Here is a 20918-nt window from a genome sequence, read left to right as displayed (position 1 = left end):
CGCCGCGCCGCGGGAGCGCAACCGCCCCGCGGCCGCGTCCTGTCAGGCCGCCGGGCCGGCCTCCGCGGCGGCGCCGCTCAGGGCCTCCAGGTCGCTCTTGCGGACCCGGATCACGAGCAGCGCCGTGGCCAGGGCGAGCCCGGCCATCGCCACGCCGGCGGTGAACGCGGTCGAGATGCCCTGGGTCAGCACCAGGTCGCCCCAGGGGTCGGGCAGCCGACCGGTCTCCTCGAAGGCGGCCAACTGCGCCGGCTCGGCCCGGGCCATGAAGGCCGGGACCTGCTTCTCCGCCTCCGTACGGGTGGCCGTCCCGAAGACGGTGACCAGGATGGACAGGCCGAGCGAGCCGCCCACCTGCTGGCTGGCGTTGAGCAGCCCGGACGCCGCGCCGGCCTCCCTCGGGGCCACGCCGGAGACGGCGGTGAGGGTCAGCGTCACGAAGTTGAGGCCCATGCCGAAGCCGAAGAGCACCATCGGGCCGAGGACCCCGGAGAGGTACGAGCTGTCGGTGGTGATGAAGGTCAGCCAGGTCAGCCCGGAGCCCGTGAACGCGGAGCCGGCGACCATGAACGGCTTGGGTCCGAAGCGCGGCAGGAAGCGCTGCGAGAGGCCGGCGGCCGTCACGATGGCCAGGGTCACGGGCAGGAAGCCGAGGCCGGACTGGATCGGGGAGAAGTCCAGGACGTTCTGGACGAACTGGACGATGAAGAAGAACATGCCGAACATCGCCGCGGCGAGGCCGAGCATGATCAGGTAGGTGCCGGCGCGGTTGCGGTCGGCGAACATCCGCAGCGGGATGATCGGCTCGCGGGCGCGGGACTCGACGAGCACGAAGAGCCCGAGCAGGACCAGGGCCGCGGCGAAGGAGCCGAGCGTCAGGGAGTCGCGCCAGCCCGCCTCGGAGGCGCGGATGAATCCGTAGACGAGCGAGGCCATGCCGCCGGTGGAGGTGAGCGCCCCGGCGACGTCGAAGCGGCCGGGGTGGCGTTCGGACTCGGTGATGTAGAGCGGGGCGAGCACCGCGATCAGCACGCCGATCGGCACGTTGACGAAGAGCACCCAGCGCCAGTCGAGCCACTCGGTGAGCATGCCGCCGGTCAGCAGGCCGATGGCGCCGCCGCCCGCCGAGACGGCGGCGAACACGCCGAAGGCCCGGTTCCGCTCGGGACCCTCGGCGAAGGTGGTGGTGATGAGGGCGAGGGAGGTGGGCGAGGCGATGGCGCCGCCGACCCCCTGCAGCGCGCGGGCGGCGAGCAGCTGCCAGGGCTCCTCGGCGAAGCCGCCCAGCAGCGAGGCCAGGGTGAAGAGCAGGATGCCGGTCATGAAGACGCGGCGGCGGCCGAGGATGTCGCCGGCCCGCCCGCCGAGCAGGAGCAGGCCGCCGAAGGTGAGGGTGTAGGCGCTGAGCACCCAGGAGAGGTCGGTGGTGCTGAAGGAGAGCGCGGTCTGGATGTGGGGCAGGGCGATGTTCACGATCGTCGCGTCGAGGACGACCATGAGCTGGCAGGCGGCGATCACGGTGAGCGCCACTCCGGGGCGCCCCTCCCGACGGGCCGCGCCCGGTATCCGGGGTTTGGCGAGTTGAGAGCTTGTCACTGAGGAACCCCCCAAAGTGAAATAGTGAACGCATCCGTTCACTGCGGGTACACGGTAGGAGCCGAGCCTTAGTGAACGCAAGCGTTCACTAAGGCTGAAAGTACGTACGACGGACGTGCGGGCCGGTCGGAGGTGCGGAGAGATGACGGGTCCGGGCCGGACGGTGGCGGCAGCGGGGCGAAGACGCGGCCCCGAACTCGAACGGGCCATCCTCGGCGCCGCGTTGGAGCAGCTGGGCACGGTGGGGTGGAGCGCGCTCACCATGGAGGGGGTCGCGGCCGGCGCCCACACCGGCAAGGCCGCGCTCTACCGGCGGTGGCCCTCGAAGGCCGACCTGGTGGTCGACGCCCTGCGGGCCGGGCTGCCGGGGATCGGGGAGATTCCCGACGGCGGATCGGTCCGCGAGGACCTGCGCCTGTTGTGCGTCCGGATGAGGGACGTCATGGACTCGCTCGCGGGTCAGGCGCTGCGCTCGGTGCTTCACGAATGCGATGACGTGCACGCGGACCGATTCCGCGGGGTCATCTGGGCCGGGCTGCACGAGCCGGCGCAGAGGCTGATCGCGGAGCTTTTGCGGCGGGGGGTCGCGAGGGGGGACGTGCGGGCGGACGCGACCGGTCCGTTCGTCGTGGACGCCATTCCGGCGATGATGATGTACCGGTCGAAGGTGTGCGGCAGCGAATGGCCGGAGGTGGACATCGAGGCGATGATCGACGGGCTGATGGTGCCGCTGCTGAGGCCGTGAGGCCGTGAGGCCGTGAGGCCGTGAGGTCGCGGGGTCGCGGGGTCGGGGGCGGGGCGCCGTGATCCCGGGGTCGTGACGCAGCGGAACGGGGCCGGTCGCGGGGCGGTCGTGGGGCCCGTCGCGAGCCGGTGGTGCGGTCGGTCGCGCGCCGGTCGCGCGGTCGGTCGTGGGGCCGGGGTGTGCAGGCGGCGCGGGGCGGCGTAACCTTGCTGGCGCCATGCCGTACGAAGCACCCACCCACGCCGTCGAACGCTCCCTCCGTGCCACCACCGGCGCCAAGGTCGTAGCCGGAGTAGACGAAGTCGGACGAGGGGCCTGGGCCGGTCCCGTCACCGTGTGCGCGGCGATCACCGGTCTGCGCCGGCCGCCGGCCGGACTCACCGACTCCAAGCTGCTCACCCCCAAGCGACGCGACGCGCTGCTCGACGTCCTGGAGGACTGGGTCACCGCGCACGCCCTCGGTCACGCCTCGCCGGAGGAGATCGACCTGCTCGGGATGACCGCGGCCCTGAGGCTCGCGGCGGTGCGGGCCCTGGAGGCCCTCCCGGTCCGGCCCGACGCCGTGATACTCGACGGCAAGCACGACTACCTCGGGGCGCCCTGGCGGGTCCGTACGGTGATCAAGGGCGACCAGTCCTGCGTCTCCGTCGCAGCGGCCTCCGTCATCGCCAAGGTCCGGCGCGACCGGATGATGGCCGAACTCGGCGGACCGGAGGGCGGCATCGAGGACTTCGCCTTCGCCGCCAACGCCGGCTATCCCTCACCCGTGCACCGGGCGGTGCTGGAGGAACGGGGGCCCACCCCCTACCACCGGCTGTCGTGGTCGTACCTCGACGCGCTGCCCCGGTGGCGCCACCTCAAGAAGGTGCGCCGCAGCGAGGAATCGGTGGAGCTGGAAAACGGAGGCCAACTCGGCTTCGATTTCTGATCGCACGCATGTGCCGCCGACCGGTACGTTTCGTACCGGTGTTTGATAGATGTCAACGCTTGCCTCTCATCCCGCCATCGAGGAGCCTCAGATTCCCGAGAGTGCCCAGGGTCCCCGCGTCACGCCGGCCGCCAGCCGCACCGCGCAGACCCCTCGCCCCGTACCTGGTCCGCGTCCCGCCGCCGTACCGCGGCCCGGCCGCCCCGGTCCCGTCCGGCCCGCCCCGCCCGCGCAGCGCGCGCCGCAGGCCACGCCCGGACCCGTTCCCGTTCCCGCCGCGCCGTCCGTTTCCGCGTCGGTGCCCCAGATCCAGCTGATCCCGGCCTCGGCCGAGGGCGCGCTGGACGCGGCCGAAGAGGCCGTCGACCTGCTGCTCGACACCGGGCGAGCGCCCGGCGAGATCCTGGTGCTCACCTCCGGCGACCCGCACCCGTGGGCCGCTCACGAGCTGTCCTTCGGCGAGGCCGCGTACTGGGCCCAGCAGGATGCCGGGGACGACGTCTTCTACGCGGACGCGGCGCAGGTCCAGCGCGCCGCCGTCCGTCCCGTCGTGGTCTTCGCCGTCAACGGCGGACCGGACGACGTCCTCACGGGCGCCCTTCCGGTCGCGCTCGCGCGGGCCGGTGCGCTGCTGATCGTCTGCGGAGACTCGCAGCTGATCAATTCCGTACTGGGTGCGGGCGTCTGACGCCTCGTACGCCGGTACGGGTGGGGGGCGGGGCGGGCGATGAGCCGGCCCCGCTGAAGCCCCCGGCCGGATCCGCCGTACGCCCGGCTTCCGGGTGTACGGCCTTTGGCCCGCCCGGGCGCCCCGTGCGCCTCGGTGGCCGTGCGCGACCCGCGTCTCAGCGCGCGGCCGTCCGGCGCAGCGCGTCGCTCGCACCGCCGCGGGTGTGCAGCGCCAGCGGGGCGAACTCGCCCGAGGTGTCGCCGAGCCGCTGGGGCGCGGAGTCCGAGCTCGGCCGGCGGCCGCCCCGGCCTTCGCCTAGCACCTGCCAGCCGCCGCGGGTCAGCGTGATGTACGCGCCGCACCGCAGCCCGTGCAGGGTGCAGGCGTCCCGCAGCCCCCACATCCAGGCGCCGTCCTCCTCGGTCCAGCGCTCGTCGCCCTCGCGGCAGTAGAGCAGGACCGCCGTGCGGACCGGTGTCCGGCGCCGCAGGTCGTGCGGGAGTACTCGGCGCAGGTGCGACAGCAGCGCGTTGCGGTACTCCCAGCCGTCGGCGGAGACCGACCGCTGGGTGAAGGAGGCGCTCGCGACCAGCCGATCCTCCGGGCCGAGGACCGCGATCACCGCGGTCGACGGCACGGGCCGGTGCCGGGAGTGCAGACCGCCGACCATCTCGCGCGGATTGCGCAACAGCGGGATGCCCGCCGCCGTCCATTCGGCGGGTTCGAGCAGCCTGCCGTGCCGGCTGGGGCCGCCGGTGGTCATGGCGAGGGACGTGGAGGAGAGCGGTGCGAATCCGAAGGTCACGGTCCTCCCTTCGGGTACACGCCCGCTGACGGCGGGCACGGCTGGAGTGTGGGCGCGCCGCGGCCCGGCCCGGGAGGGTGCCGGGAAGCCGGGCGGGAGCACTCCAATTCTCGCGTGGCCTCCGAGCATGCGGCAACGAGCAATTGCCGCCGCCGACCGGAATTCGCCGGTATGCCGTTCATATCCTTGCCCCGGTACATCGAGAATGACGCATTCGGCTAGGGCTGGAGGGCCAGCACCAGCGGGAACACCCCCTTCGCTCCCGCCCGGCGCAGCAGCCGGGCCGCTACCGCGAGGGTCCAGCCGCTCTCGGCCCGGTCGTCCACGAGCAGCACCGGCCCGTCCGCCTCCGCCAGAGCCTCCACCAGCGCCGGGGGCACGGTCAGGGCCTGGTGCAGGCCCCGGACCCGCTGGGCACTGTTCGAGGAGGGCAGGCCGAACTCCGGGGCCTGGTCCGTGTACGCGAGCGTGCCGAGCAGCGGCATCCGGCCGACCTCTGCGATCCGCTGGGCCAGGGTGGAGACCAGCTGGGGGCGGCTGCGTGAGGGCAGGGCGACCACGGCCACGGGCCTGGCCGGAGCGTCGGGCGCGCCGGAGGCCCAGCCGCCCGGCCCGCGGGCCCAGTCGGCGAGGACCGCCACGACCGCCTGTGTGACATCGTCCGGAACAGGCTGGTCCGGAGCCTGCGGAGCGAGCATCGGGCGCAGCCGGTTGCCCCAGCCGATGTCGGAGAGCCGGCCCAGGGCCCGTCCGGTGGAGGCCTGCTCCCCGGCGGGAATCCGGCCCTTGAGGTCGACGCCCACGGCCGCCAGCCCCGTCGGCCACATCTTGCGCGGCTCCAGCTCCACCCCGGGGCGGCCGAGCTCCCCTCGGGCGGTGTCCAGAGCCGTGCTGGAGACGTCAGCGGTGAAGCGGGGCCCCGCGCAGTTGTCGCAGCGGCCGCACGGCGCGGCCTCCTCGTCGTCGAGCTGCCGGCGCAGGAACTCCATGCGGCAGCCGGTGGTGCCCGCGTAGTCGCGCATGGCCTGCTGTTCGGCGGACCGCTGGCGGGCGACCCAGGCGTAGCGCTCGGCGTCGTACGCCCACGGCTCGCCCGTGGAGGTCCAGCCTCCCTTGACCCGGTGGACGGCGCCGTCCACGTCGAGGACCTTGAGCATCGTCTCCAGGCGGGTGCGGCGCAGGTCCACCAGCGGTTCGAGCGCGGGCAGCGACAGCGGCCGGCCGGCTTGGGCCAGCACGTCGAGCGTGCGGCGGACCTGCTGTTCCGGCGGGAACGCGACGGAGGCGAAGTACTGCCAGATCGCCTCGTCCTCACGGCCCGGGAGCAGCAGGACCTCGGCGTGGTCGACGCCGCGGCCGGCGCGACCGACCTGCTGGTAGTAGGCGATGGGGGAGGAGGGTGAGCCGAGGTGCACGACGAAGCCGAGGTCGGGCTTGTCGAAGCCCATGCCCAGGGCCGAAGTGGCGACCAGGGCCTTGACGCGGTTGGCCTGCAGGTCGTTCTCCGCCTGCTCGCGGTCGGCGTTCTCTGTCTTGCCGGTGTACGAGGCCACGGTGTGCCCGCGGTGGCGCAGGTAGGCGGTGACCTCCTCGGCCGCCGCCACGGTGAGCGTGTAGATGATCCCGGAGCCCGGCAGCTGGTCCAGGTGGTCGGCGAGCCAGGCCAGCCGGTGGGCCGCGTCGGGCAGCGTCAGTACGGCCAGGCTCAGGCTCTCCCGGTCCAGCGGCCCCCGGAGCACCAGTGCGTCCGTGCCCGCCCCGGTGCCCAGCTGTTCGGCGACGTCGGCGGTGACGCGGGCGTTGGCCGTGGCCGTCGTGGCCAGGACCGGGACGCCCGGCGGGAGGTCGGCCAGCATGGTCCGCAGGCGGCGGTAGTCGGGGCGGAAGTCATGGCCCCAGTCGGAGATGCAGTGGGCCTCGTCCACGACGAGCAGGCCGGTCGCGGCGGAGAGCTTGGGGAGGACCTGGTCCCGGAAATCGGGGTTGTTGAGCCGCTCGGGACTCACCAGCAGGACGTCGACCTCGCCGGCCGCCACCTCTGCCTGGATCCCCTCCCACTCCTCGGGGTTCGCGGAGTTGATGGTGCGTGCGCGGATCCCGGCCCGGGCGGCGGCCTCGACCTGGTTGCGCATCAGCGCGAGCAGCGGGGAGACGATCACGGTGGGGCCCGCGCCGCTCGCCCGCAGCAGCGAGGTGGCGACGAAGTACACCGCCGACTTGCCCCAGCCCGTGCGCTGCACCACCAGCGCCCGCCGCTTGTGCGCGACGAGGGCCTCGATCGCCAGCCACTGGTCCTCGCGCAGCCGAGCGGTGCCCGTGGGATCGCCCACGAGACGGGCTAGGACGGAGTCGGCAGAGGACCTCAGGTCTGGGTTCATGCCCCCATGCAACCCGATGGCTGTGACATCGCGCCAATGGCGGCCTCGGCCTGTGGAAATCCAACCTTCAACAGTTATCCACAGGGCTTTCCGGATTCGTCCGCGGACGGGACCTTCGGGACATGACGAACAACCACGAACCACACGTCCCGTCCGACCGTCCCTCGGCCTCCCGGAAGCCCTCCGGCGCAGGCCCGCAGATCACCCTGCGGAGCCCGGCCGAGCTGGCCGACGCACTGCCCTACATGCTGGGCTTCCACCCGACCGACTCCCTGGTGATGGTGGCCGTCCACGGCGAGGGCGGCCGCTTCGGCGGCCGGCTCCGCGTCGGCATTCCGGTCTCTCCCGACGAATGGGAGGAGACCGCACAGCAGACCGCCGACTGTCTCATCCGCGGCAGCGAGCGACGCGGCGGCAAACCGGACGGCATCGTCCTCTTCCTGTGCCAGGAGCCCGGCGAGGACGAGACCGGTCAGCGGGTGATGACCCGGCTGCGCCCGCTCGCCCAGCGGGTCCGACTGGCATGCGGAGCACTGGAGGTGCCCGTCCTGGAGGCCGTGTGCCTCTCCGCCGGGCGCCTGTGGTCCTACGTGTGCCCCGACGCCCGGTGCTGCCCTGCCGAGGGCACCCGGCTCGCCGCGGTGGGCACCTCGGTGATGGCCGCCGCGGCCACCTTCGCCGGACTCCAGGTCAGGGGCTCCCTCAAGGACATCGAAGGCCGCCTGGCCCCGCTGACGGGACCCGAGGCCGACGCGATGGAGCGCGCCCTCGACGAAGCGGCCATCGCCCTGGTGCCCAAGATCCTGGACGGAGCCACCCGGGAGGAGGTCGCCGCCGAAACCCTGGCGCTGGCGCGGACCCTCATGCGGCGGATCACGCTCGCCCCGCCCGCGCAGGGACGCCGCGGCGCCGACGACCGCGACGACGGCCTGCTGACCCATGACGAGGCCGCCGCGCTGATCCTCGGCCTCCAGGACCGCGAGACCCGGGACAGGGCCGCCGAGTGGATGGAGGGTGACGAGGCCGCACCCGCCCTGCGGCTGTGGCGGGCACTGGCCCGGCGCGCTGTCGGCGCCTACACCGAGCATGCCGCCGCACCCCTTACCCTCGCGGGCTGGGTCTCCTGGTCAACGGGCGACGAACCCACCGCACGGATCGCCCTCGGGATGGCCCTGGAGGCGGACGCGGACTACCGCTTCGCCCAACTGCTCCACCACGCCTGCAACGAAGGCATCGACCCGGAGGGTCTGCGGCAGTGCCTGCGGGAGGAGCGGCGCCGCCGCGAACCGCGGAGCCGTCGGCGTCCGGCAGCAGGCAGGCCCCCCGGCCGCCGTAGGCGCATCACGTCCGGCCGCGACTCCCGCCGCCCCGCCGGGAGCGGGCAATGAGCCGCCGCCGGCCCGTCGCGGGATGTGTCTGCCTGGGCCGGCTCTGGCGAGCCGCGAGGGCGCCGGTGCGACACCTCTTGCGTCCCGGCTGCCGCAGGCCGGCGGCGGGGCCCGTGACCGGTACGGGGGTGCGGGCGTTCAGCTGTGGGGCGGTGGGGGACCGGCCGAGCCGCCGCCCAGCCGAACCGACCGGAGCGCAGACAAGGCGACGCATGCCCCACCCCGCATCCCCCCGCCCACCCGGTGTGCCCGCCGCCCGCCGGCCCGAGCTGCCCCCCGTGCACGACTCCGTCATCTGCGTCGCCGCCCCTTGTCTGGCCATCTCGCCCGAGCACGGCCAGCTGACCGGGCGGGGGATCGACGGGGTCTACCGGGCCGGACGCCGACTGCTCTCACGGTGCGTCCTGCGCGTCGCGGGGCGCGAGCCCGTCGCCGTCCGAGGATGCCGTCTCGGCGCCGACCGGGCCTCCTTCAGCGCCACGGTGCGCACCGGAGCCGACCCCGGTCCCGACCCCGACATCGGCGTCGAGCGGGTGCGGCACGCGGACGGAACCGAGCGGATCACCCTGCGCAGCTTCACCGCCCGGCCGGTGCGGATTCCGGTGGAGGTACTGCTCGGCACGGACCTGGCCGAACTGGCCTCGGTCGCGGCGGGGGCCGCCGGCGCGGAACTGCCCGCCGCCGTCCATGCGGCCGGCCTGCGCTGGAGCACAGGCGAAGCCCAGGCCGTCACGGCCGCCGAACCCGCCCCGGACGACGCGCTGGCCTCGGCCGGTCTGCTGCGCTGGCAGCTCGAACTGGGCCCCGGCGAATCCCGCACCATCGAGCTGCGGACCACGCAGGACCGCGTGACCCGGGCGGGCGCCGGGCAGGTGGCGAACCCGCTGTCCGACGCCGTGGCCGAAGGCGACGACCCGAGGGCCGAGGCATGGTTCCGAACGAGCGTCGAGGATCTCGGCGCACTGCTGTTGAGGGATCGGGAAGAGCCCGGTGACGCCTTCGCGGCCGCGGGTGTTCCGTGGCGGCTCGGGCTCGCCCCCGCGGAGTCGCTGTGGGCCGCCCGGATGGCACTGCCGCTCGGTACCGGGCTGGCCGCGGCCACCCTGCGCATCCTGGCCCGCTCCCAGGCCGGCGGCCGCGGACCGGGCGCGGGGAAGATCCCCGGGCCGTTGCGCGGGGCGGGCCCGCAACTGCCGCCCGGGTGCACGGGAACGGAGGCCACCCTCGCCTTCCCGGCCGTGCTCGCCGAAGCCCGGCTCTGGGGCATGCCCGAGGACGAGGTCGCCCTGCTCCTTCCGGCGGCGGAGCGCTGCCTCGACTGGCTGCGCGGCGCCCTCGGGGCGGACGGCTTCCTGGCCGACCCCGACCCGGGGCCGCGGCGCTGCGAGACCCAGGCCCACGCCCACCGGGCCGCCCTCCTCGGCGCCGGTCTCCTCGACGGGTGCGGGCGGCCGGGGGGCGAGGAATGGCGGCAGTGGGCGGCCGCGCTGCGGGAGCGGTTCCGCACCGGGTTCTGGATCGACGGCCCGGACGGAGGCCGGCCCGCGGCCGCCCTGCACCCCGACAGACGGCCCCTTCCCCGGCTGACCGGTGCGGCCGCCCACCTGCTCGATACCGGGTTGCTCGGCGGCGGCCGGTTCGCGCCCGGGCTCCTGGACCGGACCCGCACCGAGCAGGTCGCCCGGCTGCTCGGAGCCCCCGCCTTGGACTCCGGCTGGGGACTGCGGAGCATGGCGGTCCGGGAGCCCGGGCACAACCCGTTCGGTCACCGGTCCGGTGCGGTCCGGGCGTACGAGAGCGCCGTCGCCGTGGCCGGCCTGGCGCAGGCCGGGTTCGAGAAGGAGGCAGCCGGGCTGCTCCGGGGACTGCTGGACGCGGCGGAGAACTTCGGGTACCGGCTGCCGGAGATGTTCGCCGCCGAGCAGCGCACCCTGGGCAGCGCTCCGCTGCCGCACCCGGCGGCCTGCCGACCGGCCGCGCTGGCCGCGGCGGCGGGGATCCATGCCTTGGCCGCGCTCGTCGGCATCCGCCCCGACGCCCCCGCGGGTACGGTCGCCGTCGTCCCGTTGCCCGGTGCCCCCCTCGGCGCCCTCCGCCTGTCGGGACTGCGCGTGTCCGGAGAGCCGTTCGCCGTTCGGATCAGCCGGCTCGGCCTGGGCATGGTGGAGGAGGCCGCCGATGCGCTCCAACTCGGTGGGTAGGCGGCCGCTCTCGGCCCGCAGCCGGGCCGCAGTCCCGACGCGACGGCCGCATCAGGTTCTCGTGGACGGCGCGGACCGGAGCGGGCGGGTGGTGCCCTCCGGGGCGCGGATCGCTGTCGGGGGGGTGCTCCTCGGCCCGGTTCGGGCTGCGGGGGGTGCCCGGCCGTCGGACCGGGACCCTCAAGGTCACCAAAGCGCTGTTTATCGTCAGGCAGACGACTATGATCGCGGCATGTCGCCCTACGACCCGTCGGCCTTTCCGCCCTTCGCCGTCACCGTCGACCTGGTCGTGCTCACCGTGCGGCGCCACGCGCTCTGGGCGCTGGTGGTCCGGCGGGGCGAGCAGCCGTTCCAGGGCCGCTGGGCGCTGCCCGGAGGATTCGTGCGCGGGGACGAGGACCTGGCGGGCGCCGCCGCGCGCGAGCTCGCCGAGGAAACCGGGCTGTGCGCGCACGACCCCACCGCACCCGGAGTGGACAACGGCGCGCACCTGGAACAGCTGGCGACCTACGGCGATCCGAAGCGCGATCCGCGCATGCGCGTCGTCAGCGTGGCGCATTTGGTACTGGCTCCGGACCTCCCCGCGCCCACGGCCGGAGGGGACGCCAACAGCGCCCGCTGGGCCCCCGTCGACGAGCTGCTCTCCGCCGACCAGGCCTCCACCGGACTTGCCTTCGACCACGCCCGGATCCTCGCGGACGGTGTGGAGCGGGCCCGCTCGAAGATCGAGTACTCCTCCCTGGCCACGGCCTTCTGCCCGCCCGAGTTCACCGTCGGCGAGTTGCGGCGGGTCTACGAGGCCGTCTGGGGCGTGTCCCTCGACCCGCGGAACTTCCACCGCAAGGTCACCGGCACCCCCGGGTTCCTGGTCCCGTCCGGTGGGACGACGACCCGTCAGGGCGGGCGGCCGGCGCAGTTGTTCCGGGCCGGCGGGGCCACCCTGCTCAATCCGCCGATGCTGCGACCGGAGGTCTGACAGCCGGCCTCCTCCCGCGGCGGCACTATCGACAGTCCATCGGACCGGTTGCCCCGAAAATCGGACATATCGCGCTATCTTGCTGGTGGTATCCACGCTGCCGCAAAGCGGTCTCACCCCCCGCGAGAGAAGCGATGCTCCAGGCCATCGGACTGACCAGCTCATCCCGCCCCCATACCCCGCCCGTCGTGGACGACCTCACCTTCGAGGCCCGCCCCGGGAGCGTCACCGCCCTGCTCGGCGAGCCGGGGTCCGGCAAGACCACCGCGCTGCGGCTCATGCTCGAACTCGAACCGGGCCGCGGCGTCACCTACTTCCGCGGCCGTCCCCTGCACCGGATCGCATACCCAGGGCGCGAGGTCGGCGTGCTGCTCGGCGACGTCCCCGGAAACCCCTCCCGTACCGTCCGCAACCAGTTGCGGATGCTGTGCGCGGCGGCCGGGGTGCCGTCCTCCCGGGCCGACACCATGCTGGAGGTCGTCGGCATCGCCGGGCTGCGGGACCAGCGGCTCGGCTCCCTCTCGCTCGGCATGGAGCGGCGCGTCGCGCTGGCCTCCGCGCTCCTCGCCGACCCCTGCACCCTGCTCCTCGACGAGCCCGCCGCAGGCCTCTCGCCCCGCGAACGGGGCTGGCTGCACGCACTGCTGCGCGGCCACGCCGCCCTCGGCGGAGTGGTCCTCTTCACCACCGACGACGCCAAGGAGGCCGCGCGCAGCGCCGACCGGGTCGTCAGCATCCAGGCGGGCCGGCTGGTCGCGGACCAGGACGCGGCCGACTTCGCGCGGACGAGGCTGCGGCCGCGGGTGGCCGTACGCACCCCGCACGCGGCCCGGCTGGCCGACGTACTGGGTCGCGAGGCCCGCGCCGCACGCCGCGCCGTCGAGATCGTCGCCGAGAGCGGCAGCCGGCTGTCGGTCTACGGGAGCAACTGCGCGGAGGTCGGCGAGGCGGTCTTCCGGCACGGCGTCCTCGTCCACCAGCTCGCCGACGAGACCGGCGACGCGGGGGCGGGCGCGACCTCTGTGCCGCAGGCCCGTGCCGGGTTCCCCGCCACGGGCCCGGAGGCGGCGGTCGTTCCCGGTGCGCGCGCCGAGGCGGCGCCGGAGCATCCGCGTGACGGCGCCCGAGGGCCCGCATCGGTCGTGCGCCGGCTCGGCGGACCGCTGCGGCCCCTGCGCTACGAACTGCTGCGCGTCTTCGGTACGGCCACGCCCCTGCTCACCGCCGCGCTGGTCGTCGCCGCATCCGTCCTCACCACCCTCGCGCTCGCCCGCGTCGGGCACACGCCGCAGAACCGTCTGCTCGCCGCCTGGCCGGCGCTGCTGCCGCTGCCGCCGGCCGCGCTCGGCGCGGGACTGCTCGGTGCGCTGGCGTTCGGCGAGGAGTACCGCTATCCCGCGCTGGCCGCCGACCGCGGGACGCTGCCGCGCCGGATGGGGCTGCTCGCGTCCAAACTCGGCGTCTGCGGAGCCATCGCCCTGCTGCTCGGAGCCTCGGTCGTGGTGGCCGATGCCGCCGCCCTGGCCCTCGTCTTCGACAGCGGGCCGTTGCGCGCGCCGGTGGAGTGGCTCGCCCCGGCGGCCAGTTGGGCCGGACTGCTCGTCGGCTCCGCCTGGGCGGGCGTGCTGGCCTCCGGGGTCTTCCGGTCGGCCACGGCAGGTCTGGCCGCGGTGCTGGCCGTACCGGTCGTGGTGGTTCCGATGGTGCGCCGGGTGCTGGACGGCCCGACGGCGTACCCGGTCGGCGGGCTCGGCCCGCGGTTGCGGAACCTGTCCTGGGTGCAGTGGCCGCCGGAGGCGGACCGGGTGCTGCTGGGCGCCCTGCGGGTGTTGGCCCAACCCGTCGGCGCCGCGCTGGCCTTGTCGCTGATGGTCCTGTTGTGCGCCTATGGGTTCACCGGACTGCGCAGCAGGGTCCGTTGGTGACCGTTCCGGCACGGGAGGAGTCCGGGCGGGACCGTTGTGGCCCGCCTCGGGCGAACCGGACCGCAACTCCCCGCAAAAGGCCCGGTTCTTTACGATAAGTCGTCAATTGCGTAGGTGGCACCGATCACCCTTTCGTGTGCTTTTCAGCAAAGACCTCAAGGGCGGTGGAGGCGCGGCCGACAAAGGATTCGTGAGTACCCTTGCGCACGCCATGATGACCGCCGCCCGCCATGCCGACTCCGGCCTCGCCGGCTCGGGCGAACTCGACCGCTACCCCTACGCGGAGGCCTCCGGCTCCGACCGCGTCGGAGTGCCCCACTGGGACGGAGCCGATGTCGAGTTGGGACGTGTCGGCCGCCGCGCGGCAGGCAGCCGCGGCCGCGGGCTGCACGGCCAACTCGTCCAGCAACTCGGACAGATGATCGTCTCCGGTGACCTCGGCGCGGACCGCCCGCTGGTCCCCGAGGAGATCGGCCAGCGTTTCGAGGTCTCCCGGACGGTCGTCCGCGAATCCCTGAGGGTCCTGGAGGCCAAGGGCCTCGTGAGTGCCCGCCCCAACGTCGGTACCCGGGTCCGTCCGGTCGCCGACTGGAACCTGCTCGACCCCGACATCATCGAGTGGCGCGCCTTCGGGCCGCAGCGCGACGACCAGCGCCGCGAACTGGGCGAGCTCCGCTGGACCATCGAGCCGCTCGCGGCCCGCCTCGCCGCCGGCCACGGCCGCCCGGACGTCCAGCAGCGGCTCGCCGACATGGTGGAGATCATGGGCCACGCCCTCGGCCAAGGCGATTCCCTCACCTTCGCGCGCGCCGACAACGAGTTCCACGCGCTCCTCATCCAGGTCGCGGGCAACCGGATGCTGGAGCACCTGTCCGGCATCGTCTCCTCCGCCCTCCAGGTCTCCGGCAGCCCGATCACCGCCTGCGACCGCCCGAGCGAGGCGGGCGTCGCGCACCACGCCCGCATGGTCGAGGCCATCGCCGCCGGCGACTCGACGGGCGCGGAGAACGCCATGCGCCAGCTGCTGACGGTGCACCCGGAGGTCGAGCGCGTGGTGCCCGCCCCGCGCGAGCACTGACGGGCCGACGCGCGGGGGCGCGGAGGTGTGCACGACATGTCGCCGGGCCCGTTCGGGTCCGGCGACACCGGTGTCCGGGCCCGTCCGGCGCCCCGCGCGCCCGGTGCCCGGCGCGCCCCGTCAGGCGCCGATCCCGCACCGGCGGGGCCCGATGCTCGGCTCCCGTCCCGCCGCACGACCGCCCGATCCGCGGGGACGGTGCTCGCGCGAGGGTCCGTAGCCACGCGAATGGCCGTATGACGGGCATTGCGGCATACGGGATGTGACTCGGGCCACGAAGATTGGGCGTAACGCTCCGCGAGGTCACGCGATGACCTAAGAGGTGATGGCCGACGGAGGGAATGCAGCAGCCCTTGCGGGTGCTGAGCAGCTCCCCGGCCCCTGCCCGCGCCGCCGGCCCATCCCCAGTCGGTGGTCGTCGGCTCCGGTCCAGCACCACCAGGCCCGGGGTCGGAAGCCGTTTCCATCGTTCCGAGAGGTTGTTCGTGTCGGCCAGCACATCCCGTACGCTCCCGCCGGAGATCGCCGATTCCGAGTCTGTGATGGCGCTCATCGAGCGAGGCAAGGCCGAGGGGCAGATCGCCGGCGATGACGTGCGTCGGGCCTTCGAGGCTGACCAGATTCCTGCGACCCAGTGGAAGAATGTTCTGCGCAGCCTCAACCAGATCCTCGAGGAAGAGGGTGTGACGCTGATGGTCAGTGCCGCGGAGTCGCCGAAGCGCGCCACCCGCAAGAGCGTCGCAGCGAAGAGCCCGGCGAAGCGGACGGCGACCAAGACCGTCGCGGCGAAGACGACCGCGGCGCGGGCCGTCGCCACCGAGGCGCCGACCGCCCCGGCAGCCGCCCCCGAGGCCGCGGACGCCCTCGTGGAGGAGACCGGAACCGAGCCCGCGGCGAAGAAGACGGCGGCCAAGAAGGCGACGGCCAAGAAGGCCGCGCCCGCGCGCAAGACCGCGGCGAAGAAGACGGCAGCGAAGAAGACCGCCTCCAAGAAGGACTCCGACGACGGCGACGACGAGACCGCCGAAGAGGGTCCCGACGCGGCCAAGGCCGAGGGCGACGAAGAGGAGGAGGGCGGGGAGAACAAGGGCTTCGTCATCTCCGACGACGAGGACGACGCCCCGGCCCAGCAGGTCGTGGTGGCAGGTGCCACGGCCGACCCGGTCAAGGACTACCTCAAGCAGATCGGCAAGGTGCCGCTCCTCAACGCCGAGCAGGAGGTCGAGCTCGCCAAGCGCATCGAGGCGGGCCTGTTCGGCGAGGACAAGCTGGCGAACTCCGACAAGCTGGCGCCCAAGCTCAAGCGCGAGCTGGAGATCATCGCCGAGGACGGGCGCCGCGCGAAGAACCACCTGCTGGAGGCCAACCTCCGCCTCGTGGTCTCCCTCGCCAAGCGCTACACCGGCCGCGGCATGCTCTTCCTGGACCTGATCCAGGAGGGCAACCTGGGTCTGATCCGCGCCGTCGAGAAGTTCGACTACACCAAGGGCTACAAATTCTCCACGTACGCCACGTGGTGGATCCGGCAGGCGATCACCCGGGCCATGGCCGACCAGGCCCGGACCATCCGCATCCCGGTCCACATGGTCGAGGTCATCAACAAGCTCGCCCGCGTGCAGCGCCAGATGCTCCAGGACCTGGGCCGCGAGCCCACCCCGGAGGAGCTGGCCAAGGAACTCGACATGACCCCCGAGAAGGTCATCGAGGTCCAGAAGTACGGCCGCGAGCCGATTTCCCTGCACACCCCGCTCGGCGAGGACGGCGACAGCGAGTTCGGCGACCTCATCGAGGACTCCGAGGCCGTCGTCCCGGCCGACGCCGTGAGCTTCACGCTGCTGCAGGAGCAGTTGCACTCGGTCCTGGACACCCTCAGCGAGCGCGAGGCCGGCGTGGTCTCCATGCGCTTCGGCCTCACGGACGGCCAGCCGAAGACCCTCGACGAGATCGGCAAGGTCTACGGCGTGACGCGCGAGCGGATCCGCCAGATCGAGTCGAAGACGATGTCGAAGCTGCGCCACCCCTCCCGCTCCCAGGTGCTGCGCGACTACCTGGACTGAGCGGCGGGGGCCGCTGCCGGTGGTCGCGCGGGTGCGCTCGGCCACCGGGCATCCCACTCTGGGTGGAGTCATGCACACTCGGAGTCAGGAGGCCTCATGCGTCGTCCCTTCGCCCGCGCTCTGGCGGGCGCGCTGACCCTCGCGGCCGGCACGGCCGCGGCGCCGCTGGCCCAGGCGCCGCTGGCGGCCGCGGACAGCGTGGTCATCGGCGGGAAGCCGGTGAAGGCCGCCGACAGCCCCTGGGTGGTGGCCCTCGCCAGCCGTGACCGGTTCGGGGGTACGCGGGGCGGACAGTTCTGCGGGGGCGTCATCGTGTCCCCGACCACCGTGGTGACCGCGGCCCACTGCCTGGGCCGCGAGGTGCTGGGCGGGCCCGTCGAGTCCGTGGCGGACTTCCGGGTCGTCGCCGGGCGCACGGAACTGCGGGCGGCCGACGGCCGCGAGATCGCCGTGCGCGGCGCCCGGGTGAACCCGGCCTACGACCCCGTGAGCAACGCCGGGGACCTGGCCGTACTGGAACTCGCCGAAGCGGTGCCGGCGCACTACGTGCTCCCCGTGGCCGCCGCCGGGCACCCCGCCTACGCGCCCGGTACCGAGGCGGCGGTCTACGGATGGGGCGACACGAGCGGATTCGGTGACTACGCGTACGGGCTGCGTGCGGCGCCGGTGACCGTCCTGGCGGACGAGGTCTGCGAGCGGGCCTACCCGGGGGACGCGGACGGCCAGTACCGGGCGGAGTCCATGGTGTGCGCCGGGGACGGGCGGGGCGGCAAGGACGCCTGCCAGGGGGACAGCGGCGGGCCGCTGGTCGCGCAGGGGCGGCTGATCGGGCTGGTGTCGTGGGGCCGCGGCTGCGGGCGGGCCGACAGTCCGGGGGTCTACACGCGGATCGCGCCGCTCACCGGCTTCGTGACGGGCTCGGAGAGCGGCGGCGGGCGGGAGGTCGCCGCGGCCGTCCGGAGCGGCTCCGGAGCGGCCACAGGGCCCGTGGAGGGGCACGCCGCAGAACGGACCGGATAGCCGACGGGGGCAGCCGGACGCGCCAGGGCGCCCCGAACCCGCACGGAACGGGTTCGGGGCGCCCTGGTGCGCCCGGGACGCGAGCCCGCCGCCGTCCGCTTCCCGCGCGGGGGAGCGGACGGCGACGTGAGTACGGGCGGCGCCCCCGGGTCTCAGGGGTACCGCCCGTCGACCGGCCTGGCCGGTCCTGGCTCGTCGGATGTGAGGTGCAGGCCTTGTGTCAGCGGTCCTCGGGTTCGGCAGGGGCTGCCGGAGCGGACGTGAGCCGCTCGGTCTCATCCTGTATTTCCGCGGCGATCTTCTTGAGTTCCGGCTCGAACTTGCGGCCGTGGTGGGCGCAGAAGAGCAGTTCACCGCCGCTCAGCAGGACGACGCGCAGATATGCCTGGGCGCCGCAACGGTCGCATCGGTCAGCGGCCGTCAGCGGGGTCGCGGGTGTCAGAACAGTAGTCACGTCGCCTCTTCTCTAGCTCGACGAGCTGTCGTACCAGGGTCAACATCCAACCAGGCCGAAAACGTTCCCGCTCGCGGCTTTTCCTCGAAACTTCCTTCCGAAGCTGGCCGGCTGCTGCCGGTTGGCGGCGAAGGAGCCGTATTGCGTTGCTTTACGGTTTCGCGTTGTCAGTCGTTCGCTTGTTGCAGTTCCATCCTGCCTGGCGTGAGTGCCAGGTTGTTCATGAGGACGTGCCCGAACACTAAATGGTTCATGCCTGGAAGGGAACGTGATGTTTGCTTCACCCCCACGGGGGATCGAACATCCGTGCGGACCTGCACTAGGCTGAGGCGCACGCGTGGATGGCGTTGCATCGGCTCTACCAGGCCTCGGTACCCTTCCACCGGCACCCCAGCCAGCTCTGCGCCCGACCGGGCCAGAAAAGAAATTCAGCGAGGAGCGAACTGCGTGACCGCCGACACGTCCGTGCCTTCCAGCGCGCTGCTGTCCGGAGCAGACCGGGACGGTTCCAACTACACCGCGCGGCACCTGCTCGTCCTCGAAGGGCTGGAGGCCGTCCGCAAGCGCCCCGGCATGTATATCGGGTCCACCGACAGCCGGGGCCTGATGCACTGCCTGTGGGAGATCATCGACAATTCCGTCGACGAGGCCCTGGGCGGGTACTGCGACCACATCGAGGTCATCCTCCACGAGGACTCCTCCGTGGAGGTCCGGGACAACGGCCGCGGCATCCCCGTGGACGTCGAGCCCAAGACCGGCCTGTCCGGCGTCGAGGTCGTCATGACCAAGCTGCACGCCGGCGGCAAGTTCGGCGGCGGGTCGTACGCGGCCTCCGGCGGCCTGCACGGCGTCGGCGCCTCGGTGGTCAACGCGCTCTCCGCCCGCCTCGACGTCGAGGTCGACCGCAACAGCGCCACCCACGGCATCAGCTTCCGCCGCGGCGTCCCGGGGATGTTCACCGAGCAGGGCCCCGACAGCCCCTTCGACCCGGCCAACGGACTGCGCAAGGTCAAACGGGTACCCAAGGGCCGCACCGGCACCCGGGTCCGCTACTGGGCCGACCGCCAGATCTTCCTGAAGGACGCCCGGCTCAACCTGGAGACGCTCTACCAGCGCGCCCGCCAGACCGCCTTCCTCGTCCCCGGCCTGACCCTGGTCGTACGCGACGAGCGGGGGATCGACGGCGCCGGCAAGACGGAGGAGACCTTCCGCTTCGACGGGGGCATCAGCGAGTTCTGCGAGTACCTCGCGCAGGACAAGGCCGTCTGCGACGTGCTGCGCCTGACCGGGACCGGAACGTTCAAGGAGACCGTCCCCGTCCTCGACGACCGCGGCCACATGACCCCCACCGAGGTCACCCGCGAGCTGGGCGTGGACATCGCCCTGCGCTGGGGCACGGGGTACGAGACCAATGTCAAGTCCTTCGTGAACATCATCGCCACCCCCAAGGGCGGCACCCACGTCTCCGGCTTCGAGCGCTCGGTCGCCAAGACCGTGAACGAGGTCCTGCGCTCCGCGAAGCTGCTGCGCGTCGCGGAGGACGACGTGGTCAAGGACGACGCGATGGAGGGCATGACGGCCGTCGTCACCGTGCGGCTCGCCGAGCCGCAGTTCGAGGGCCAGACCAAGGAGGTGCTCGGCACCTCGGCCGCGACGCGAATCGTGGCGGCCGTGGTCGCCAAGGAGCTGAAGGCCTTCCTGACCTCGACCAAGCGCGACGACAAGCAGCAGGCCCGCTCCGTGATGGAGAAGATCGTCGCGGCCGCGCGCACCCGGATCGCCGCCCGCCAGCACAAGGAGGCGCAGCGCCGCAAGACCGCCCTGGAGTCCTCCTCGCTCCCTGCCAAGCTGGCCGACTGCCGCAGCGACGACGTGGACCGCAGCGAGCTCTTCATCGTCGAGGGCGACTCCGCCCTGGGCACCGCGAAGCTCGCCCGGAACTCGGAGTTCCAGGCCCTCCTGCCCATCCGCGGCAAGATCCTCAACGTTCAGAAGTCCTCGGTCTCGGACATGCTCAAGAACGCCGAGTGCGGGGCGATCATCCAGGTCATAGGAGCCGGGTCGGGCCGGACCTTCGACATCGACGCCGCCCGGTACGGAAAGATCGTCCTGCTCGTCGACGCCGACGTGGACGGCGCGCACATCCGCTGCCTGCTGCTCACGCTCTTCCAGCGGTACATGCGCCCGATGGTCGAGGCGGGGCGGATCTTCGCGGCCGTGCCGCCGCTGCACCGGATCGAGCTGGTCCAGCCCAAGAAGGGCCAGGACAAGTACGTCTACACGTACTCGGACGCCGAGCTGCGCCGGACGCTGCTGGAGTACCAGCGCAAGAACATCCGGTACAAGGACTCGATCCAGCGCTACAAGGGCCTCGGCGAGATGGACGCGGACCAGCTGGCGGAGACCACCATGGACCCGCGCTTCCGCACCCTGCGCCGGATCAACATCGGCGACCTGGAGGGGGCCGAGCAGGCGTTCGACCTGTTGATGGGCAACGAGGTGGCCCCGCGCAAGGAGTTCATCACCAGCTCCGCGGCGACCCTGGACCGCTCCCGCATCGACGCCTGACCGGCCGGCCGCCCGCCACCGGCCGCCGCCGTCAACTCCGCTGTCGGCAAGGCACACGGATGCCCTTCGCTCCCTCACCTGATGGGGTGAAGGGCGGCGGCAGATGAGTCCGGAAAGCCACCAATGACC

General features: G+C 73.1%; 15 protein-coding genes. 11 read left to right on the top strand and 4 right to left on the bottom strand.

Translation table 11 applies throughout. The features are described from left to right. Positions 1–42 precede the first annotated feature (42 nt). Positions 43–1596 carry an MFS transporter gene (locus CP968_RS08910; protein WP_150517493.1) on the bottom strand — a complete coding sequence of 518 codons (1554 nt, stop codon included), beginning with the start codon at positions 1594–1596 and terminating at the stop codon, positions 43–45. Between the two features lie 142 nt (positions 1597–1738). Here CP968_RS08910 and CP968_RS08905 point away from each other — a divergent pair, with 142 nt between their 5' ends. The 3 genes from CP968_RS08905 to CP968_RS08895 all read left to right on the top strand — a co-directional run bounded on the left by CP968_RS08905 (position 1739) and on the right by CP968_RS08895 (position 3957). Further along, positions 1739–2341, top strand: coding sequence for a TetR/AcrR family transcriptional regulator (locus CP968_RS08905; protein ID WP_150517492.1), 603 nt, complete (start codon positions 1739–1741; stop codon positions 2339–2341). A 217-nt stretch (positions 2342–2558) separates the two neighbouring features. Next, complete coding sequence (locus CP968_RS08900) at positions 2559–3269, top strand: ribonuclease HII (RefSeq protein ID WP_150517491.1); 711 nt, start codon at positions 2559–2561, stop codon at positions 3267–3269. Positions 3270–3318: 49 nt separating this feature from the next. After that, positions 3319–3957 carry a hypothetical protein gene (locus CP968_RS08895; RefSeq protein ID WP_150517490.1) on the top strand — a complete coding sequence of 213 codons (639 nt, stop codon included), beginning with the start codon at positions 3319–3321 and terminating at the stop codon, positions 3955–3957. 157 nt (positions 3958–4114) lie between these two features. Here CP968_RS08895 and CP968_RS08890 read toward each other — a convergent pair whose 3' ends face one another. Both CP968_RS08890 and CP968_RS08885 read right to left on the bottom strand, forming a co-directional pair. Beyond that, complete coding sequence (locus tag CP968_RS08890; RefSeq protein WP_150517489.1) at positions 4115–4744, bottom strand: hypothetical protein; 630 nt, start codon at positions 4742–4744, stop codon at positions 4115–4117. A gap of 218 nt (positions 4745–4962) precedes the next feature. Continuing rightward, complete coding sequence (locus tag CP968_RS08885) at positions 4963–7122, bottom strand: RecQ family ATP-dependent DNA helicase (protein ID WP_150517488.1); 2160 nt, start codon at positions 7120–7122, stop codon at positions 4963–4965. 122 nt (positions 7123–7244) lie between these two features. Here CP968_RS08885 and CP968_RS08880 point away from each other — a divergent pair, with 122 nt between their 5' ends. From CP968_RS08880 to CP968_RS08850, 7 genes are all read left to right on the top strand, one after another. Continuing rightward, positions 7245–8510, top strand: a complete 1266-nt coding sequence (locus CP968_RS08880) for a DUF4192 domain-containing protein (protein WP_150517487.1) — start codon at positions 7245–7247, stop codon at positions 8508–8510. A 212-nt stretch (positions 8511–8722) separates the two neighbouring features. Continuing rightward, positions 8723–10711, top strand: a complete 1989-nt coding sequence (locus CP968_RS08875) for a glycogen debranching N-terminal domain-containing protein (RefSeq protein WP_150517486.1) — start codon at positions 8723–8725, stop codon at positions 10709–10711. A 232-nt stretch (positions 10712–10943) separates the two neighbouring features. Further along, a complete protein-coding gene (locus CP968_RS08870; RefSeq protein WP_150517485.1) occupies positions 10944–11687 on the top strand; it encodes an NUDIX hydrolase in 744 nt (247 codons plus the stop codon). A gap of 134 nt (positions 11688–11821) precedes the next feature. Then, a complete protein-coding gene (locus tag CP968_RS08865) occupies positions 11822–13612 on the top strand; it encodes an ATP-binding cassette domain-containing protein (RefSeq protein WP_150517484.1) in 1791 nt (596 codons plus the stop codon). Between the two features lie 136 nt (positions 13613–13748). Beyond that, entirely contained in the window at positions 13749–14690 is a 942-nt protein-coding gene (locus tag CP968_RS08860) for a FadR/GntR family transcriptional regulator (RefSeq protein WP_280116684.1), read from the top strand. A 485-nt stretch (positions 14691–15175) separates the two neighbouring features. Further along, a complete protein-coding gene (locus tag CP968_RS08855) occupies positions 15176–16747 on the top strand; it encodes an RNA polymerase sigma factor (protein ID WP_280116683.1) in 1572 nt (523 codons plus the stop codon). Between the two features lie 96 nt (positions 16748–16843). Next, positions 16844–17767 (top strand): serine protease, encoded by a 924-nt coding sequence (locus CP968_RS08850; RefSeq protein ID WP_150517481.1) that lies wholly within the window; start codon positions 16844–16846, stop codon positions 17765–17767. 220 nt (positions 17768–17987) lie between these two features. Here the strand turns inward: CP968_RS08850 and CP968_RS08845 are convergent, their stop codons facing one another. Continuing rightward, complete coding sequence (locus tag CP968_RS08845; RefSeq protein ID WP_150517480.1) at positions 17988–18221, bottom strand: DUF7455 domain-containing protein; 234 nt, start codon at positions 18219–18221, stop codon at positions 17988–17990. Between the two features lie 447 nt (positions 18222–18668). Between CP968_RS08845 and CP968_RS08840 the strand changes: the two genes are divergently transcribed. Beyond that, complete coding sequence (locus CP968_RS08840; RefSeq protein WP_150517479.1) at positions 18669–20789, top strand: DNA gyrase/topoisomerase IV subunit B; 2121 nt, start codon at positions 18669–18671, stop codon at positions 20787–20789. Positions 20790–20918: the final 129 nt, after the last annotated feature.

The sequence above is a fragment of the Streptomyces subrutilus genome, assembly GCF_008704535.1.
GTDB classification, from domain to species: Bacteria; Actinomycetota; Actinomycetes; order Streptomycetales; family Streptomycetaceae; genus Streptomyces; species Streptomyces subrutilus.
The sequence above is the reverse complement of the archived record's forward strand: the minus strand, read 5'-3'. Positions and strand labels throughout refer to the sequence as shown.